The following is a 16,806-nucleotide window of genomic DNA, read 5'->3' on the forward strand; positions in this document are numbered from 1 at the left end:
GATATTTGATAGAGACGTTATTATGTTACCCGTTCCTACACCATTGAGTGGTCATCGTGTCCCGACTTTTTCCCGTTTTTGTCGTATTTGTCGCCAGTTTGCTCACCGCGGGTGCCGCTCAGGCGGAGGTCAAGGTGCTGACCAGCATCAAGCCGCTGCAGTTGATTGCTGCGGCTGTGCAGGACGGCGTGGCGGTTCCCGAGGTGTTGTTGCCGCCGGGGGCCTCGCCGCATAACTATGCGTTGCGCCCATCCGACGTGCGGCGCGTGCAGTCGGTGGACTTGCTGTATTGGATCGGCCCGGACATGGAAGGCTTCCTGCCCCGCGTCCTCAAGGGGCGCAGCCTGCCGACGGTGGCCGTGCAGGATCTTCCGGGCATGAAACTCCGCCGTTTCGCCGAAGATAGCCATTCCCACGCCGACGATGCCGACGAACATGACCACGATCATCGCCCAGGCACTTTGGATGCACATCTGTGGTTGTCGACGCTCAACGCCCGGGTGATTGCCGCACGCATGGGCGCCGACCTCAGCGCCGCGGACCCGGCCAATGCCGAGCGCTACCAGCTCAACGTGAAGGCGTTCGTGAGCCGACTGGATGCGTTGGACGCGCGCTTGAAAGCGCGGATGGCCGGCATCCACGACAAGCCTTACTTTGTGTTCCACGAAGCCTTTGATTATTTCGAAGAGGCCTACGGCCTCAAGCACGCCGGTGTGTTCAGCGTGGCCGCCGAAGTGCAGCCCGGTGCCCAGCATGTGGCGGCGATGCGTACACGTTTGCAGGAAGTCGGCAAGACCTGCGTGTTCAGTGAGCCGCCGCTGCGTCCGCGCCTGGCGGAAACGCTGGTGGCCGGTTTGCCGGTGAAATTGGCGGAGCTGGATGCGTTGGGGGGGTACACCCCGGCTTCCGCTCAAGGTTACGAACAGGTGCTGGACAAGCTGGGCAATGACTTGGCGGGCTGCCTGGAGTCGCTCTGAAAGCCCAGGCATAACGTCTGTAGGAGGGAGCAAGAAGCCCCCTCCCGCATTTTAGAGCGCGAACGGCAGCTGGATCGCGACCTGCTGGCGCTGCGCCAGCCGATGCTCGAACTCCGCCGGGTCATGAATCAACACATCCTGCCCGGCAAACGACTCCGCCGCGATCAGGCGTGACAACCAGAACCGCACGCACGCCACGCGCAACATCGTCGGCCACAACTCGGCTTCTTTCGCGGTAAACGGGCGCAACCCCGCATAAGCCCCGAGCAGTGCGCGGGCGCGCTGGCCGTCGAGTACGCCGTCGGCGTCCGAGCACCAGTCATTCAGGGCGATCGCCACGTCGTACAGCATCGGGCCCGAGCAGGCGTTGTAAAAGTCGATCAAGCCCGTCAGGTGCGTGCCTTCAAACATCGCGTTGTCGCGAAACAGATCCGCGTGAATATTCGCGCGCGGCAGGGCGAGGATCTGCGCCTTGTGGGCCTCGATCTCATCCAGTGCGTCGCGCAGCAGGCGTTGCGGCGCTGCGTCCAGGTGCGAAATCAACTGCGCGCCTTCGCTGAGCATCCAGTCCAGCCCGCGATCGGTCTTGCGCTCCAGCACCTTGTCGCCCTGGGTCGCCAGGTGCAGATGGCCAAGCAGGTCGCCGACCTGGGCGCAGTGCTGGGCATTGGCGTCCTTGATGTGCTTGCCGGCCAGGCGCGGTTGCAGCAGCGCCGGTTTGCCGGCCAATTCGCGCAGGGCCACGCCGTCGGTGGTGCGCAGGGCGTAAGGCACCGGCAAGTCGGCGTCGTGGAGCACGTCGAGCAGTTCGATGAAGAACGGCATTTCCTGCACCGGGCCGCGCTCGACCAGGGTCAGGACGAACTCACCCTGTTCCAGGCTGATGAAGAAATTGGTGTTTTCGCTACCCGCGGCGATCCCCTGGAAATCAAGCAGGCGGCCGAGCCCGTAAGGGGCAAGAAAGGTTTCCAGCTCGGGCCGAGCCAGGGGGGTGAACACAGACATGGTTAAAACTGCCAGTACGGGCGCCGCGGTGTGCGGCGCCAATTGAAGTTAAGAAATCATTTCCATTCGAAGATCTTCCATGACGGGATCAGCATATCCGGTTGGTCAGAGCGGATGAAATTCGCATCGGTTCCGTCCGCGCGCACCAGGAAATACGGTGGGAAGCCTTTCTTCGTTATCTTGATTGCGTACAGGAAACCGTTTTGACGGTACTCCTGAATGGTTCTGTCGCCCTCTGTGCGAATGGTAACTTCCGGATCACCCGAAGGCGCACTGTCGGCCGCCATGGCAACCATCGGAGCGAATGCAAACAAGCCGGTCAACAGCAGGCGATTGAATGAGCGCATGATAACCTTGTCCCTTTGTTGTCTGTGGTCCGGCTATTCTAGCGCCTGACCCGCCGAAAAGGTTGATCCTGCTCATGAGCCAAGCCCCCCTCGTCCTGGTGGACGGTTCTTCATATCTGTACCGCGCCTTCCACGCGCTGCCACCGCTGACCACTTCCAAAGGCCTGCCGACCGGTGCGGTCAAGGGCGTGTTGAACATGCTCAAGAGCCTGCGCAAGCAGTACCCGGACAGCCCGTTCGCGGTCGTGTTCGACGCCAAGGGTGGGACCTTTCGCGACGAAATGTACGCCGAATACAAGGCCAACCGCCCAAGCATGCCCGACGACATGCGCCTGCAGATCGAGCCCCTGCACCAGAGCGTGATTGCCCTGGGTTTCCCGCTGTTGTGCGTCGAAGGCGTCGAAGCCGATGACGTGATCGGCACCCTGGCCCGCAGCAGCGCAGCCGCGGACCGCCCGGTGGTGATCTCGACCGGCGACAAAGACATGGCGCAGCTGGTGGACGGGCACATTACCTTGGTCAACACCATGACCGGTAGCGCCATGGATGTGGAGGGCGTAAAGGAGAAATTTGGCGTCGCTCCGGAGCAGATTATCGACTATCTGGCGTTGATGGGCGATTCGTCCGACAACATCCCTGGCGTTCCGGGCATTGGTCCGAAGACCGCTTCTGGCTTGCTGGTGGGCGTCAATGGCGGCCTGAAAGAGCTGTATGAAAATCTGGATATTGTGCCGAGCCTGCCTATCCGTGGGGCCAAGACCCTGCCGGCCAAGCTGCAAGAGCATAAGGACATGGCCTTCCTCTCCTATCAACTGGCGACGATCAAGATCGACGTGCCGCTGGACGTGGGCCTGGATGATCTGCACCTGATCGAGCCGGATCGCGAAAAACTCCTGGAGCTGTACACCCTCCTGGAGTTCAAAAGCTGGTTCGAGGAAGTGCAGCGCGACGCCAAGCGCACCGGCTTGGAGGTGGCGGCTCCGGTCGCCGAGAATGCGCCGGTCGTCAGCACCGAGCTCAAGTACGAGACCATCCTCGATCAGGCGCGTTTCGATGTGTGGCTGAAGAAGCTCGGCGAGGCCAAGCTGTTCGCCTTCGATACCGAGACCACCGGCATCGATGCACAGCAAGCGCAGCTGGTTGGGTTGTCGTTCGCGGTGCAGCCCTACGAAGCGGCCTACATCCCGCTGACCCATTCCTACATGGGCGTGCCGGAGCAGCTGGACCGCGACACGGTGCTGCGCGCGCTCAAGCCGATCCTCGAAGACCCGAGCAAGCTCAAGGTGGGCCAGCACGCCAAGTTCGATATGAATATCCTGGCCAACTGTGCCATCGGTGGCGATCAGAATTGTGGCATCACGGTGCAGGGCATTGCCTACGACACCATGCTCGAATCCTACGTCCTCGACTCCACCGCCACACGGCATGACATGGACAGCCTGGCTCAGAAATACCTGGGTCACACCACGGTGAGCTTCCAGGATATTGCGGGTAAAGGCGCCAAACAGCTGACCTTTGACCAGATCTCCCTCGAACAGGCCGGCCCTTACGCGGCTGAAGATGCCGACGTCACCCTGCGCCTGCACCAGACCTTGTTCGAAAAACTCCAGGCGATCCCCAGCCTGGTCAGCGTGCTGACCGATATCGAGATGCCGCTGGTGCCGGTGCTGGCGCGTATCGAGCGTCAGGGCGCGCTGGTGGATGCCAAGTTGCTCGGCGTGCAGAGTGTTGAGCTGGGCGAGAAGATGGTCGAACTGGAGCGTGAGGCATTTGCCATCGCCGGTGAGGAGTTCAACCTGGGCTCGCCCAAGCAATTGGGCGCGATCCTCTACGAAAAACTCGGCCACCCGGTTCTCAGCAAGACCGCCAAGGGCCAGGCGTCGACCGCCGAAGCGGTGCTTGCCGAACTGGCCGAGCAGGATTTCCCGCTGCCCAAGGTGCTGATGCAGTACCGCTCCATGAGCAAGCTGAAAAGCACCTACACCGACCGCTTGCCTGAGCAGATCAACCCGCGCACTGGGCGCATCCATACCTCGTATCACCAGGCGGTGGCGGCCACCGGGCGTTTGTCGTCGAGTGATCCGAACCTGCAGAACATTCCGATCCGCACCGCTGAAGGCCGGCGGATTCGTCAGGCGTTCGTCGCGCCAAAAGGCTACAAGCTGCTGGCGGCGGACTACTCGCAGATCGAGCTGCGGATCATGGCGCACCTGGCCAAGGACGAAGGCTTGCTGCACGCCTTCCGCAATGACCTGGACGTACACAAGGCCACCGCCGCCGAAGTATTTGGCGTGGAGCTGGGCGCGGTCACCACCGACCAGCGTCGCAGCGCCAAGGCGATCAACTTCGGCCTGATCTACGGCATGAGCGCGTTTGGCCTGGCCAAGCAGATCGGTGTCGATCGTAAACAGTCCCAGGCCTATATCGACCGTTATTTCGCCCGCTATCCGGGCGTGCTGGCCTATATGGAGCGCACCCGCGCCCAGGCGGCCGAGCAGGGTTATGTCGAGACGATCTTCGGTCGCCGCCTGTACCTGCCGGACATCAACGCGAAGAACCCGGCGCTGCGCAAAGGCGCCGAGCGCACGGCGATCAACGCGCCGATGCAGGGCACCGCGGCGGATATCATCAAGAAAGCCATGGTGGCGGTGGATAACTGGCTGACCGCGTCAGGCCTGGATGCCAAAGTCATCCTGCAGGTACACGATGAGCTGGTGCTGGAGGTTCGCGAGGATCTGGTCGATCAAGTGCGTGACGAGATCCGCCAGCACATGAGCCACGCGGCGACGCTGGATGTGCCGCTGCTGGTGGAAGTGGGCGTGGGTGATAACTGGGACGAAGCGCACTGATAGCGCGGTTCTGCCACCGCCGAGGGTGGTGGCAGAACGCTTTAGATCCGAAAACGCCGTCGCTTATTGCAAATAGTTTTTTGTACCTGCCGGAACTTAACTCATGAAATGCCACTCAGAGTTACTGAATGGGCGGTGAAGCCCTTCAATGCTCCTATGTTGTGTTAAGTGTTGGCAGATATCTGGACCCCGCCCTAGCGGTCCGGAGCTTGAACCCCGAACTTCCCCTCCCCATACGAAGTCCGGGGTTTTTTTTGCCTGCGCAAAAGTCACTCCGCGGTTTCTGCGCCCTTGTCGGCCAATTCCATCCAGTCGGCCAGCACGGTGTAGGCTTCTTCCAGGCCCAGGCGCTTTGGCGCCGAGAACAGCTGGATGGTGATGGTGTCACCCCAACCTTTGCGGATTTCCGCCTGCACCTTCAACAGCGTGTTCTTGGCGGCGCCATAGGTCAGTTTGTCGGCTTTGGTCAGCAGGATATGCATCGGCATGCCGCTGGCGACTGCCCAGTCGAGCATCAGCAGGTCGAAGTCGGTCATTGGATGACGGATGTCCATCATCAGAATCAAACCCTTCAAACTCTCCCGGCCACCCAGGTAAGCCTCGAGGTGACGCTGCCAGTGCAGCTTCAGCGGGATAGGTACTTTTGCATAACCGTAGCCCGGAAGGTCGACCAGACGTCGATCATCGTCTAGCTTGAAGAAGTTGAGCAACTGCGTGCGGCCCGGGGTTTTCGAGGTGCGCGCCAGGCTGGCATGGGTCAAGGTGTTCAGGGCGCTGGATTTGCCCGCGTTGGAACGGCCGGCAAAGGCGACTTCAAAGCCCTCGTCATCGGGGCATTGGTCCACTTTGGCGGCGCTGAGCATGAAGGTGGACTGTTGGCACAGGCCGAGGATGGGGTTCTTGAGTTGCATGAGATTTCCGATATGGGCGGTGCCGAAAAAGGGTGCGGCAAGCGGTGTCGTTTCCGTTTCAGTAGCGCCAGTATATAATGCCGCAGATTTTGTGTGTGCTTTGTCCCAGCGAAGGATGAAGTTCACGGGAGCGATAGACCTTTATTGCGCATTAGAACGCAAAACGCTCCCAAACCCTGAAAAGGTCGATGTATGACCAGATGGTTGCTTGCTGTCGGTGTCTTGATGCCGCTTTACGGCGCTCAGGCTACACAGGAACCGGAAGCGGTGTACAACCGAGTTTGCGTGGCTTGCCATGCCGGCCAACTGCCGAACGCCCCGAAGCGGGGTGACCAGGCAGCCTGGGCGCCCAGACTGGCGCAAGGCATGGACACGCTGGTGCAACACGTGACCCAGGGTTTCAAGGCAATGCCGCCGCGTGGTTTGTGCATGGACTGCAGTACCGAGGATTACCAGGCCATCATTGAGTGGATGGTGAGTAAACCCGGTTAGATAACTCTTAAACCCTTAGCCGTAGTTGGATTAGCTGATGAACAAACTGATCGTGAGTCTGCTGTTGACCTTGGGCATCACCGGTGTTGCCCATGCTGCAGGCGACGCTGCTGCGGGTCAGGCGAAAGCCGCCGTGTGTGGTGCTTGCCATGGACCGGATGGTAATAGCCCGGCGCCGAACTTCCCTAAACTGGCCGGCCAGGGTGAGCGTTACCTGACCAAGCAGATGCACGACATCAAGGACGGCAAGCGCACGGTCCTGGAAATGACCGGCTTGCTGACTAACCTCAGCGATCAGGACCTGGCCGATATCGCGGCCTATTTTTCCAGCCAGAAAGGCAGTGTGGGAGCTGCTGATCCGAAGCAAGTGGCCCGTGGCGAAGAACTGTTCCGTGGCGGCAACCTCGACAAAGGCATGCCTTCCTGCATCGGTTGCCACTCGCCTAACGGCGTGGGCAACGCCGCTGCGGGCTTCCCGCATGTGGGTGGCCAGCATGCGCAGTACGTCGCCAAGCAACTGACGGACTTCCGTGAAGGCAATCGCACCAACGACGGCGATACCAAAATCATGCAGAGCATTGCCGCCAAGCTGAGCAACAAGGACATCGAAGCGGTTTCCCAATACATTCAGGGGCTGCACTGATCGAGGGCTGCGTTAACGCTCGATTAATCCGTTGATGCAAGCATAAAAAGGGTGGCCTAGGCCGCCCTTTTTTGTGGCCGGTGCCGTTACACTAACGAACTCATGCCCGCGCAGACCTGTCACAACAAAGGTCGCGTGAGGCGACTTTATTTGTCCAGGAGTAAAGCATGCGTAATCTGATCCTCAGCGCCGCTCTCGTCACCGCCAGCCTCTTCGGCATGACCGCACAAGCCGCCGATGTGCCGCTTGAAGCCGGTAAAACCTACGTGGAATTGGCCAACCCCGTGCCGGTTTCGGTGCCGGGCAAGATCGAAGTGGTGGAGCTGTTCTGGTACGGCTGCCCGCATTGCTACGCCTTCGAGCCAACCATCAACCCATGGGTTGAGAAACTGCCCAAGGACGTGAACTTCAAACGCATCCCTGCCATGTTCGGCGGCCCATGGGATGCCCACGGCCAACTGTTCCTGACCCTGGAAGCCATGGGTGTCGAGCACAAGGTTCACAACGCTGTCTTCGAGGCGATCCAGAAACAAGGCAAGCGCCTGACCAAGCCTGAGGACATGGCTGACTTCGTCGCGACCCAAGGTGTCGACAAGGACAAGTTCCTGGCCACCTTCAATTCCTTCGCCATCAAGGGCCAGATCGAAGCCGCCAAGAAACTCGCCGTGGCTTATGGCGTGCAAGGCGTTCCGACCATGATCGTCAACGGCAAGTACCGTTTCGACCTGGGCACCACCGGCGGTCCTGAAGCGACCCTCAATGTGGCCGACCAGTTGATCGCCAAAGAACGCGCCGCCAAGTAAGGGGCCTGCCATGCGTCGCTGGGGTACCGAACGCGTTGTCGGTCTGCATGACCCGCAGGTCAACGAAGCTCACCTGGAATCCACGGGCCTGCCGGCGGACAGCCGCCTGCGGCTGCTCAGCTTCAATATCCAGGTGGGTATCAGTACCGAGAAGTACCGGCACTACCTCACCCGTGGCTGGCAGCACTTGCTGCCCCACAACGGGCGGGCCGGCAACCTGCAGAAGATCGGCGACCTTTTGGGCGACTTCGACCTGGTCGCCCTGCAGGAAGCCGACGGCGGCAGCATTCGCTCCGGCTACATCAACCAGGTGGAACACCTGGCCCAGTTGGGTGCATTTCCCTACTGGTATCAGCAACTCAATCGCAACCTCGGGCGTCTGGCGCAGCACAGCAACGGCGTGCTCAGCCGCCTGAAGCCATCGGCCATCGAAGATCACCCATTGCCGGGCCCCAAGGGTCGTGGCGCGATCCTCGTGCGTTTTGGCGAAGGTTCGGAAGCCCTGGTGGTGGTGATGATGCACCTGGCGCTCGGGGGGCGGACCCGCAACCTGCAGTTGGCCTACGTGCGTGAGTTGATTGGCGGCTACAAGCATCAGGTGTTGATGGGTGACATGAACACCCATGCCATCGACCTGCTGCAGAATTCCCCGTTGCGTGACCTTGGGTTGCTGGCGCCGCAAGTCGAAGCCACGTTCCCCAGCTGGCGCCCGCAACGCTGTCTTGACCACATCCTGCTCAGTCCGACCCTCACGCTTGAAAGTGTGCAGGTGCTGGCGCAGCCCATCTCCGATCACCTGCCGGTCGCGGTAGAGATTCGTCTGCCGGGTTCGCTCACGGTGGATGCATTGCCCGCGTTGAGCCCCGGCCCTCGCGGACCCCTTGCATGAGCGACGAAGCCCAGCGCTGGAAAGAGAAATACCTTAAAAGCATCGATCAACAAGACAAACTCGAACGCCGCTGGGCCGCCCGCCTCGACCTGCTGCGCCGAGGCTTGGTGCGCAGTACGTTGGCCGCTGAAGGCACCGACCGCGCGGTCGATCAATGCATGAAGGAAATGCGCGACGTGGTGCGCAGCGACGACATGGATGCCGCCCTCGCCGCATTGCTGCCGCGCCTGGAAAAAGCCGTACTGGATTCGGAGCAGCGTCGCGAAACCCGGATTGACCAGATGAGCGCCGCGCTCACGGCCCTGGTTGCGCAGTTGCAGAAACTGCCGCTGCCCCGCGAGGTGGCCCGCCCGTTGAAAACCTTCGCCAAGCAGCTGGATAGCCGCGTGGGCCAGGCGCGCGAGATCCCGCTGTTGCTCAGTGAGTTGAGCAACCTGCAAGGGCAGGCGTTGAATAACCTGGAACCGGACGGCGAAACCCCACGCCCCGGTCCCGGCCTGCTGCAACGTCTGTTTGGCGCCAAGGAAGTTGCGAGTGAGGCGCCGACCGGCGAGCCCGCGCCGCCGCCTTCTGCGCCTTCTGCGCCCGTCGCCGCCGCCAGGCCGGTGCCCGAACCTGTCGCCGAGGCGGCACCGCCGCCCCAGTCCGACGAGTTGGCCCAGGCCCTGCGGGCGTTCGCGCCGTTGCCGCAAGGCTCGGCCCCGCCCCCGCCGGAACCGCCGGAACCGGTGGCGGCAGCCAAGGCGGCCACGGTGGCCGAGGTCGTGAGCCCGGTCGTCGCCCCCGAAGCCGCGCCCCAGCCCGTGCCGATCGCCCGGCCCGTCGAAGTGGCGGCGCCTGCCGCGCTTCCAGCAGCGGCGCCAGAACCTGGCGCCGAAAGCGCACTCGCCGCGCTTATCGAACCACCGCCGGTTCAGGTCGATGCACCGCAACAAACCGTCATCGGCAGCCTGTCACTGCCGCCGGTGCTGGACGCGCCGGACCCGGACGAGCTGCTGGCGGACGCAATCTACGCCCTGCCCGATTCGCCGGAGCCGTCCTACAGCTCCGTGGCCAAACACATTGAAGACACCTTGCTTGGCCTGCTGGAAGACCTGTCCCTGCCCGAGCGCCACCGGCCCCAGGCCGAAGCCATGCGCGAGCGCCTGGCCCATGGTTTGAACTGGTACGAACTGCTGCCGATCCTCGATGACCTGGCCACGCTGATGCTGGCGATCACCGACAGCGGCCAGCATGAGTTCGAGGCCTACCTCAAGCAGCTCAACGAACGCCTCGAAGCATTCCAGGGCCATCTGCAGACGGCCAGCGAAGGCTATGCCGACAGTCGCTCGGCCGCCCGTGAGCTGGACACGCAAATCCGCGAACAGGTCGACGGCCTGCAAAGCAGTGTGCAGGGCGCCGCCGACCTGGACAGCCTCAAGCAGGTATTGGAAAGCCACCTTGAAGGCCTGCTCGGCACCATGGACCAGCACCAGCAGCAGCGTGACCTGCGCGAGCAGGAAGTGGCGGAGCGCTTGAAAGGGCTCGCCGAACGCGTCGCCAATATGGAGCAGGAGGCCCAGGGTTATCGCGATCACCTCGAAGTACAGCGCCAGAAAGCGTTGGTCGATCCGCTTACCGGCTTGCCCAACCGTGCCGCGTGGAGCGAGCGCCTGGACCATGAGGTCAACCTCTGGCATCAGCGCGGCAACAGCCTGTCGCTGGCGATGCTGGACCTCGATCACTTCAAGCGTATCAACGACGGTTACGGGCACCTGGCCGGGGACAAAGTGCTGAAAATCATCGCCAGCGTGCTGCGCAAGCGCCTGCGCCCCGGCGACTTCATTGCGCGCTTCGGCGGCGAAGAGTTTGTGTTGCTGATGCCCGACTCACCCCTGGCGAATGCCCTCGCCGCCGGCGAAGCGCTGCGTGCGGCGATTGAAGTCTGCCCGTTCCACTTCAAGGGCGAGCCGGTGACGATCACGGTGTCGATGGGCGTGGCGCAGTTCCAGCCCGGCGAGCGCAGCGACCTGGCGCTCAAGCGCGCCGACGAGGCGTTGTACCGGGCCAAGGCAGCGGGACGTAACCGGGTGCAGGCGGCCTAAAAGATGTTCCATTTTGTAATTTGACGTTCGGGCCACAAACGGTACGTTACACTGTTGCATTATCGTCTTCAGCGTAACGTTATCCGCCATGAAATCCGTGTACTTCGCCTTTGTGTTCCTCCTGCTCAGCGGCTGCGCCAGCGGCCCGCGCCTGGATACCAGCCACCCTTCGGTCAACCATGACAACCGCGTGCAGTTCGTGGTCGTCCATTACACCTCGACCAACCTCGAACGCTCCCTGGCGCTGCTGACCCATGGTCAGGTCAGCAGCCATTACCTGATCGGCGACGACGCTTCGGGCACCATCTACAAGCTGGTGGATGAAAGCCAGCGCGCCTGGCATGCCGGGGAAAGCGAGTGGATGGGCCGCACCTGGCTGAACTCCAGCTCCATCGGGATCGAGATCGTCAACCCAGGGTTCCGCGACACGCCGACGGGCCGCGTGTGGTACCCGTATTCCGAAGCGCAGGTGAAATCCCTGGAGGTGTTGCTCAAGGACATCAGCACGCGCAACGGCATCGACCCCAGAAACATCATCGGTCACAGCGACATCGCGCCGCTGCGCAAGCTGGACCCGGGGCCGTTGTTCCCATGGAAGCGCCTGGCCGAGAAAGGCTTGGGCGTCTGGCCCGACGCGCAGGCGGTGGCACGCTTCCAGGCGCAGTACGCCACGGAACTGCCGAGCATCACCTGGTTCCAGGAAGCGTTGGCGCACCTGGGCTACCAGACGCCGCAGACTGGTGAGCTGGACGTCGCCACGCGCCATGTGCTCGCCGCGTTCCAGATGCACTTTCGCCCTGCGCTGTTCGATGGCACGCCGGATGCCGAGAGTGCCGCGATCCTGCGTGCCCTCGACCGGCGTTAATCGCTACAGCGGCAACGCCATGTAGAACTGCGTGCCCTGCCCCGGCCGCGAATACACGCCCATGCGGCCACCGTGCAGTTGCACGATCTCCTTGCACAGCGCCAGCCCCAGGCCGGCGCCGCCTTTCTTGCGACCCACCTGCACGAAGGGTTCGAAGATGCGCCCTTGTTGGCCATAGGCGATACCTTCGCCGTTGTCCTCGACGCTGATGATCACCCGCTCGCCATGGCGCCGTGCCTGCAGACGGATCTGCCCGCCCTCGGCGGTATGGCGCAGGGCGTTGCCCAACAGGTTGTCGAGCACGCGTTCCAGTTGCGCCTGGTCGGCATACAGCCGAGGCAGGTCGGGCTGGGCTTCTACCAGCAGTTCGATGTGTTGTGCATTCGCCGGCTCGGCAAAGCGCGCCCGTGCGTGCTCCAGCAGGTCGGTGACATCGCACGGGGCCAGGGTGAGTTTCTGCAGGCCGTTCTGGTAGCGCGAAAAGTTGAGCAAGTCGTTGATCAGTTGCATCAGGCGCTGCATTTCTTCATTGACCGTATCCAGCAGGTCCGCTTCACGGGACTCCGCAGGAAACTTCGCGCGTTCGCGGAACAAACCGAAGGCCATGTGCATACCGGTCACCGGCGTGCGCAGTTCGTGGGAGGCGCGCAACACGAACTCGCTGCGTACCCGTTCAAAGGCGCGCTGTTCGGTGACGTCATGCAGCACCATCACGGCACCGAGGATATGCCCCTGGGTGTGGCTCACCGGCGTCAGGCTGTAGGTCAGCAGGCGCAGTTCGCCCTCGACTTCCACTTCCAGGTCGTCCGGCGCGCGCTCCAGGCTGCCGCCACGCAGCACCAGTTGCAGCTGATCGTCCATTTCCGGGCGACCCAGCGCCTCGCCCAGGCCCTGGCCGAGACGTTCCTCGTCCCAGCCCAACTGGCGCTGTGCCACTGGGTTGAGGTGCTCCAGGCGGCCTTGCCGGTCAATCATCAACAGGCCGTCGTCGATACTGTCGAGTACCGCCTGCAGGCGCTGCTGGCCGGCGAGCAACTCATCGATATTGGTTGCCTGATGCTGGCGCAAGGCTTCGGCCATGATGCCGAAGCGCCGGGTCAGTTGGTTCATTTCCGCTGCCGAAGAAATGGGCAGGGTCACTTCAAAATCGCCTTGCCCGATCTTGTCGGCGGCCTTGGCCAGTGCTTCGATCGGCGCGCCAAACCGTCGGGCGATGCCATGGGCGGTAACAAAACCGATGATCAACACCGCGAGGCCAACCAACCCCAGCAGCCCGGCGATCAACAAGGCGCGCTCGCGGGATTTATGTTCGCTGGCGCTGATGTTTTCCAAGGCCTGCTTGTGCTCGGCGATCAGGCCGTTACGCAGGACATTGAAGGTTTCGGTGATTTTCTCTTTGCTGCCGGGCGGTGGGGACGCTTGTTGAGACTCGTCAAAAGCCGCCAGGAAGCGCTGATAGTCGGCCCGGGCCCGGCTGAAACCGCCGCTGTTCCCGTCGCGCTGTTCATGCGCAATGCCTTGGTCGAGCAGCTCGAAGTAACGCTGTTCGGACGCTTGCAGCGCCTCGGGATTGGGGCGCTGTTCGAGCATCATCATCAACTGATCGCCCAGGCTCTGGCGCAGTTTGAGTCCCAGGTCGAGGGTGATGAAGTTGCTGCGGATCGACGACTCCTGGGTCTTGGCCATCTGCATCACGCTGACCAGGCCCAGGATCAACCCCAGCAGGGCGACGGTGATCAGCGCTGAGATACTCAGGAATAACCGAGTGCGCAATGTCATCGCTAACTTCATAGGGTGCCGCTCACAGGTTGTACTGTTTGCGTTTGCGGTACAGCGTCGACGCGTCGATGCCCAGGGTGCGGGCCGCCTGATCCAGGGTGTCGCTGGTGGCAAGTACCGCGCCGATATGCGCTTTTTCCAGCTCGTCCAGGCTCAACGCTGCACCGATACGGGGGGCATTGTTGGTCGGCTGTTCGGCCATCCCGAGGTGGCTGATTTCGACTTTTTCCTGCGGGCAGATAATGCTCGCGCGCTCCACCACGTTGCGCAGCTCGCGGATATTGCCCGGCCAGCGGTAGTTGAGCAGCGCTTCGCGTGCCTCATCGCTGAAGCCCCGCGCCGGGCGGGCGTATTCCTTGACGAAGCGGGCGAGGAAGCGGTCGGCCAAGGCCAGGATGTCTTCGCTGCGTTCGCGCAACGGCGGCAGGTGCAAGGTGATGACGTTGAGGCGGTACAGCAAGTCTTCGCGGAAGCGGCCGTCGCGCACCATGTCTTCGAGATTCAGGTTGGTGGCCGCGAGGATGCGTACATCGGCGCGCCGGGTGACCGGGTCGCCCACGCGCTCGTATTCCTTGTCCTGGATAAAACGCAGCAACTTGGGTTGCAGAGTGAGGGGAAAGTCGCCGATCTCGTCGAGAAACAGCGTGCCGCCATCCGCCTGGTTGACCCGGCCCAAGGTGCTTTCGCTGGCGCCGGTAAAGGCTCCGCGGCTATGGCCGAACAGTTCGCTTTCCATCAGCTCCGCCGTCAGCGACGGGCAGTTGATGGTGACGCAGGATTTCTTCGAGCGCTTGCTCCAGCCATGAATGGCCCGCGCCAGCTCGCCTTTACCGGTGCCGGACTCGCCGAGGATGAGGATGTTGGCGTCAGTCCCGGCCACTTGGCGCGCAGTTTCCAGCACCGCCATCATCGCCGGGCTGTGGGAGTCGAGACCGTCTTTCGGTTGGCGCACTTCGCCTTCCAGTGCTTCCAGGCGCGCGGAGAGCTGGCGCACTTCCAGCTGTTTGGCGGTGGCCAAACGCAGTTGGTCGGGGCTGCACGGTTTGACCAGATAATCAGCCGCGCCGGCCTGGATGGCATCCACCGCGGTGTCGACGGCGGAATGCGCGGTCACAATCACCACGCGCATCCACGGCGCCTGGATACGCATCTGCGCCAACACATCCAGGCCGTTGTCCTCGCCCAGGCGCAGGTCGAGGAAGCACAGGTCGAACACCTGGCGTTGCATCAAGGCATCGGCCTGGGCGGCGCTGTTGGCGGTGGCTACGGTGTAGCCCTCATCTTCCAGGCAATAACGGAAGGTACGAAGGATCGCGGATTCGTCGTCCACCAAAAGAATGCGGCCTTGAAGTTCCTTGGCTGATTCCATCTGTCCCGCGCTCCTTAATATGAATGATGGTGTTTAGTCCCGGAATAATCGGGCAAGTTGCATGGTTCATTCTGATCGATAAAACGCAACGTCGTGCAGCTATCTGCCTGCATTCCTACAAAGCCTGCGCCCAATGGCGTTTTCATGCCTTCTTGCCACTTCGGCAACGCTCGATGGGTTTTCTATCCGTCGATCCGACCGCTGGCGATCGTGCATTTCGCACGGCGCCCAGGCGGCCATCGTGCAGGATGCTGGGCTTTGCTCCGGTCGCATATATCTAACTTATTGATTTAGTTGAATATTATTTTGTAAAAAAACTGGCATGCGCTCTGCAATAGCTCTCCTAACGAATAATCAAAATGCGGGAGAAAGCAGCATGACTCGCCCAAGCCTCAGCTCACTGCATGTATCGCCACTGCGCTTGCAACAAGGCCTGTTCGCTAGCCTGGCCTTGATGGTCACGTTGATTGGCGGCCAGCAGCTGCAGCATTGGCAGCAGAGTCAGCAGCAAACCCCGCATTTCGAACGTCCGGCGATGACCCAGACCCACTTTCGTTCCATTGATAGCCGTTCCGTTGGCAGCGTTTCTGCCGATGTAACCGTTCCCCAACTGCGGATGGTTGACCAGGCGTCTGCCCTGAATGAACTGCCATCCCAGGAACGTTGGGTGTTCTAGGCAATAAAAGGTCGCTTGAGTTGAGCGATTGCACGGCAGTACCGCTGTCACCCCCTATAAAAGCGTAAGGAGAATCACCATGTTGAGTTGGGCAATCACTTTTCTGATCATCGCCATTGTGGCTGCAGTCCTGGGCTTCGGTGGTATCGCGGGCACCGCCACGGGTATCGCCAAGATCCTGTTTGTGGTCTTCCTGGTGATGTTCATCGCTTCGTTCTTCTTTGGTCGTCGTGGCCGAGGCTGAATATGACCCGTTTGTCCCTCAAAACCATGGCTGCCGTCCTGCTCCTGGGCGGCAGCGGCTTGGCGATGGCCGCTCACGACGGCCAGAGCCGCGCCAACGAATTGCTCGGCGCGGACCCGCAGTACCGTGAAACCTGGCAAAGCGTGGTGAAGAAAGAAGAGCGCCTGCCAGAATGGGTCATGAACCTGTCTGGCGCCGCCGAGCAAATGAATGCCGTCGAAGAAGGTGGCGACAAGTACTTGGTCGGGCCGCTCTGCGAAACCGCAGACACCTGCCGAAACAAGCGCCTGATCGTCGCCTTCAGTTACGACAAGGAAGATGCCTACGCCATGTTGGTGGAAGTCCCGGCCGGCCTGCCGGCGGACAAGTCCCCGACCCGGCACGCCGATTACCGGTTTATCGGTAAGCCGGACGCAGGCATGCAAAAACTGCTGATGGAGCAGCTTAAGAAAGATCCGAATTGGTACTAGGTTCCGTCTGATGCATTTGTCGTCTACGGGACTGGCGTCCATAGAAAGAAGCCTGTGCGCTTCTTTCTGTTTGCATCGCTCGCCAAGGGTGATGCATGACCAGGGGGCCGGGTTGCTCTGATCCTTCGCGATCGGCGCGACCTACGGGGACAGGGAGTGCCTGCGCAAGGGCCGGGTCAGGTGAAAAGCTGCGCCGCAAGTCCACCCGCTTTCGAGCTTGCTGGATTTGCGGCGCGCTTATGACGTTCATCCCCGCTTCTTATGCCGCTCATAGCCGAGAGTCTTCTTTTCGCCCGAGCCCAATCATTACTGGGTATGTCGGGGCGACCATCTATCGAGAAAATTTTGCCTGCGCTATAGGACATTTCAGACAACAGGCCCCTGAATACACAGGCATTTTCGC

General features: G+C 61.6%; 16 protein-coding genes. 11 read left to right on the forward strand and 5 right to left on the reverse strand.

Features of this window, described 5'->3' with window-relative positions:
- Positions 1-47 precede the first annotated feature (47 nt).
- A complete protein-coding gene (locus tag TU80_RS16780; RefSeq protein WP_017849023.1) occupies positions 48-977 on the forward strand; it encodes a zinc ABC transporter substrate-binding protein in 930 nt (309 codons plus the stop codon).
- Positions 978-1,028: 51 nt separating this feature from the next.
- On the opposite strand, the gene TU80_RS16785 is transcribed toward TU80_RS16780, so the two are convergent.
- Positions 1,029-1,982 (reverse strand): homoserine kinase, encoded by a 954-nt coding sequence (locus TU80_RS16785; protein WP_017849024.1) that lies wholly within the window; start codon positions 1,980-1,982, stop codon positions 1,029-1,031.
- Between the two features lie 56 nt (positions 1,983-2,038).
- A complete protein-coding gene (locus tag TU80_RS16790; RefSeq protein WP_017849025.1) occupies positions 2,039-2,329 on the reverse strand; it encodes a DUF2782 domain-containing protein in 291 nt (96 codons plus the stop codon).
- Between the two features lie 74 nt (positions 2,330-2,403).
- Here TU80_RS16790 and polA point away from each other — a divergent pair, with 74 nt between their 5' ends.
- Positions 2,404-5,178: a DNA polymerase I gene (polA, locus tag TU80_RS16795; protein WP_017849026.1), complete on the forward strand. Its 2,775-nt coding sequence runs from the start codon at positions 2,404-2,406 to the stop codon at positions 5,176-5,178.
- A gap of 269 nt (positions 5,179-5,447) precedes the next feature.
- Here polA and yihA read toward each other — a convergent pair whose 3' ends face one another.
- A complete protein-coding gene (yihA, locus tag TU80_RS16800) occupies positions 5,448-6,089 on the reverse strand; it encodes a ribosome biogenesis GTP-binding protein YihA/YsxC (RefSeq protein WP_017849027.1) in 642 nt (213 codons plus the stop codon).
- Between the two features lie 192 nt (positions 6,090-6,281).
- Here yihA and TU80_RS16805 point away from each other — a divergent pair, with 192 nt between their 5' ends.
- The 6 genes from TU80_RS16805 (at position 6,282) to TU80_RS16830 (ending at position 11,865) form a co-directional block, all read left to right on the forward strand.
- Positions 6,282-6,581 carry a c-type cytochrome gene (locus TU80_RS16805; RefSeq protein ID WP_017849028.1) on the forward strand — a complete coding sequence of 100 codons (300 nt, stop codon included), beginning with the start codon at positions 6,282-6,284 and terminating at the stop codon, positions 6,579-6,581.
- A gap of 37 nt (positions 6,582-6,618) precedes the next feature.
- Positions 6,619-7,224 (forward strand): c-type cytochrome, encoded by a 606-nt coding sequence (locus TU80_RS16810; protein WP_017849029.1) that lies wholly within the window; start codon positions 6,619-6,621, stop codon positions 7,222-7,224.
- A gap of 167 nt (positions 7,225-7,391) precedes the next feature.
- Positions 7,392-8,027 (forward strand): thiol:disulfide interchange protein DsbA, encoded by a 636-nt coding sequence (gene dsbA, locus TU80_RS16815; protein ID WP_017849030.1) that lies wholly within the window; start codon positions 7,392-7,394, stop codon positions 8,025-8,027.
- 10 nt (positions 8,028-8,037) lie between these two features.
- Complete coding sequence (locus TU80_RS16820; protein WP_046381537.1) at positions 8,038-8,916, forward strand: endonuclease/exonuclease/phosphatase family protein; 879 nt, start codon at positions 8,038-8,040, stop codon at positions 8,914-8,916.
- Positions 8,913-11,000 carry a GGDEF domain-containing protein gene (locus tag TU80_RS16825; protein ID WP_057004946.1) on the forward strand — a complete coding sequence of 696 codons (2,088 nt, stop codon included), beginning with the start codon at positions 8,913-8,915 and terminating at the stop codon, positions 10,998-11,000. Before TU80_RS16820 ends, TU80_RS16825 begins: the two co-directional genes overlap by 4 nt.
- Before the next feature lie 88 nt (positions 11,001-11,088).
- On the forward strand, positions 11,089-11,865 hold the full coding sequence (locus TU80_RS16830; protein ID WP_057004947.1) for an N-acetylmuramoyl-L-alanine amidase: 777 nt from the start codon (positions 11,089-11,091) through the stop codon (positions 11,863-11,865).
- A gap of 3 nt (positions 11,866-11,868) precedes the next feature.
- Here the strand turns inward: TU80_RS16830 and TU80_RS16835 are convergent, their stop codons facing one another.
- Together TU80_RS16835 and algB are read right to left on the reverse strand one after the other, a co-directional pair.
- On the reverse strand, positions 11,869-13,656 hold the full coding sequence (locus TU80_RS16835; RefSeq protein WP_057004948.1) for a KinB sensor domain-containing domain: 1,788 nt from the start codon (positions 13,654-13,656) through the stop codon (positions 11,869-11,871).
- A gap of 10 nt (positions 13,657-13,666) precedes the next feature.
- Positions 13,667-15,013, reverse strand: coding sequence for a sigma-54-dependent response regulator transcription factor AlgB (gene algB, locus TU80_RS16840; RefSeq protein ID WP_017849035.1), 1,347 nt, complete (start codon positions 15,011-15,013; stop codon positions 13,667-13,669).
- 376 nt (positions 15,014-15,389) lie between these two features.
- Between algB and TU80_RS16845 the strand changes: the two genes are divergently transcribed.
- From TU80_RS16845 to TU80_RS16850, 3 genes are all read left to right on the forward strand, one after another.
- Positions 15,390-15,689 (forward strand): hypothetical protein, encoded by a 300-nt coding sequence (locus tag TU80_RS16845; protein WP_017849036.1) that lies wholly within the window; start codon positions 15,390-15,392, stop codon positions 15,687-15,689.
- 79 nt (positions 15,690-15,768) lie between these two features.
- Positions 15,769-15,933 carry a DUF1328 domain-containing protein gene (locus TU80_RS31705; RefSeq protein WP_003170804.1) on the forward strand — a complete coding sequence of 55 codons (165 nt, stop codon included), beginning with the start codon at positions 15,769-15,771 and terminating at the stop codon, positions 15,931-15,933.
- Positions 15,934-15,935: 2 nt separating this feature from the next.
- Positions 15,936-16,403: an inhibitor of vertebrate lysozyme family protein gene (locus tag TU80_RS16850; RefSeq protein ID WP_046381532.1), complete on the forward strand. Its 468-nt coding sequence runs from the start codon at positions 15,936-15,938 to the stop codon at positions 16,401-16,403.
- Positions 16,404-16,806: the final 403 nt, after the last annotated feature.

Origin of the sequence: Pseudomonas veronii (assembly GCF_001439695.1) — a bacterium.
Classification (GTDB): domain Bacteria; phylum Pseudomonadota; class Gammaproteobacteria; order Pseudomonadales; family Pseudomonadaceae; genus Aquipseudomonas; species Aquipseudomonas veronii.